Origin of the sequence: Acidiphilium sp. 34-64-41 (assembly GCF_002282635.1) — a bacterium.
Lineage (GTDB): Bacteria > Pseudomonadota > Alphaproteobacteria > Acetobacterales > Acetobacteraceae > Acidiphilium > Acidiphilium rubrum.
Genome location: NZ_NCJX01000170.1, coordinates 1 through 1,610, shown reverse-complemented (window position 1 = coordinate 1,610; position 1,610 = coordinate 1). Strand labels below are relative to the sequence as shown.

Here is a 1,610-nt window from a genome sequence, read left to right as displayed (position 1 = left end):
ACGCCATTCGACTCGATACCGACGCCACCGCTGCCGTACTGGCCGAAGCCCAGGCGGCGTTTCAGGCCAATATCGCGGTATCGGTGGCGCTCGCGGCCTAACCCGCGCCGATCAGCTGCGGGTCGGCGCGGCGGCGACCTGCCCAGCCAGCGCCACGGTTTTCAGCCCAGATGTCAGTTTTCCTTAAATGGCTCTGCCTCAATTCGTGTGATTCGGGTCGACTCTGAGGGGGTGAACCGCACCGGGTGTTCCGAGAGGCTCAAATTCTTGAGAGGATGGGGCTATGGAGAGGCGGAAGGCATCGCAGAAATATGCGGCAGAGGTTGGTCGCTGGAGCCGACGCTGACGATGATGGGATCGAAGTTTTCCGCCTGCGCCAGCGCGACATCGCCTTGCTTGGCAAGCTCCAGGCTGGCGACGAACGTACTCGACCACGCCGAGCGCAGACGCAACCGGGTCTCCGTTGGCGGTTGAGCGGTCTGCTGGTTGGGGCCCGGCAACAACTGATCGAGGCTGAGCCCCTCTCCGCTTTCGGCCAACAGTCGGAGTATCCGGTCCCGGGCTTCCGGAATATCATACAGGTCCAGAGCCGGCAGCCGATAGATTGGCCTTGTATCGACGGCGTCGGCGGGATCATCGAACTGCTCCAGACACGCCCAGAGGAAGGCGATCATATCGACCTCGATCGAACCGCCGATCACGCTTCCGATCGCCTCAGATCGGCCACGGGCAAAAACGTCCCGTCCCAACTGCGGCCGCTGCTCCAGCCAGGCGCCCAGCGCCTGGATCTCCTGCAACGCAACCAAACGGTCCCGCAGATCTGACGCACGTCGTTCCGCCGCCTGTTGCGCCGGCGCATCCCTTGGCAACAGCAGGTCAGACCGCAACAGCAGAATCCACGACGCCATCACCACCCAATCCGCCTGATGGCCCAGCGGGATTGTCGCCCTCGCCCGCTCCAACCGGTCAGCCAATTGGTCGATCAGCTCAGGTAAACGCAACGTCGACAGATCAATCTGATGGGCCCGTGCCTGGGCCAGGAGCAGGGCCAGCGATCCGTCAAACCCATCCAGCGTAAGATGCGGCGATCCCCCCTCCCCTGCCCCGTCCACTATGCCGGATGCCCCATCCATAGCGGCGATCAATCCGTCGCGATCGGCAGCAGCTGGAATTTCAGACCCGGCCAGGCCTCGGCAATGGCGATGAGTGCTGGCCGCGGGGAGGTCTCCGCCGTGAAGAACCCGTAGCTGAGAACGCCATGTCCAACTTTCTGCCGTCGCCCCGGCCCCGCGTCGGGGCGCACAATCACCTGCCGCGGCAGATCGCTGATCCCCCAATGGCGGGACAACCAGGCCAGCGCGGTCGGATGATCATGCCCGAGCGTCAAGATTGCCAGCGGGATCGGGACCAGGACCTGCAGATCGAACGGGCACGCGCGCCTGACCCCGATCCGGTCTCGTGCCCTGGCCTCGCGGGCCTCGATCCGCTCGCGGAACTGACGGGCGAGAATTCGGCAGCCCGCGACCGAAAGACTCCGCTGCCCGCCAGTGTGGCTCACCGCGCGGATAAAAATATCCTCCTCGATCGCCGCGCCATTGATCTCCCAGGGG

General features: G+C 64.5%; 1 protein-coding gene and 1 pseudogene. Both read right to left on the bottom strand.

Going from position 1 to position 1,610, the window contains the following annotated elements:
• Positions 1-281: 281 nt before the first annotated feature.
• Positions 282-1,133, bottom strand: coding sequence for a ScpA family protein (locus tag B7X49_RS18655; protein WP_286840636.1), 852 nt, complete (start codon positions 1,131-1,133; stop codon positions 282-284).
• 8 nt (positions 1,134-1,141) lie between these two features.
• Positions 1,142-1,610: pseudogene (locus B7X49_RS18650) on the bottom strand (hypothetical protein); the annotation flags it as partial.

What these genes read in the sequence shown, in the direction of transcription:
- B7X49_RS18655 (WP_286840636.1), bottom strand. Translation starts at nt 1,133, where the DNA reads ATGGATGGGGCATCCGGCATAGTGGACGGGGCAGGGGAGGGGGGATCG.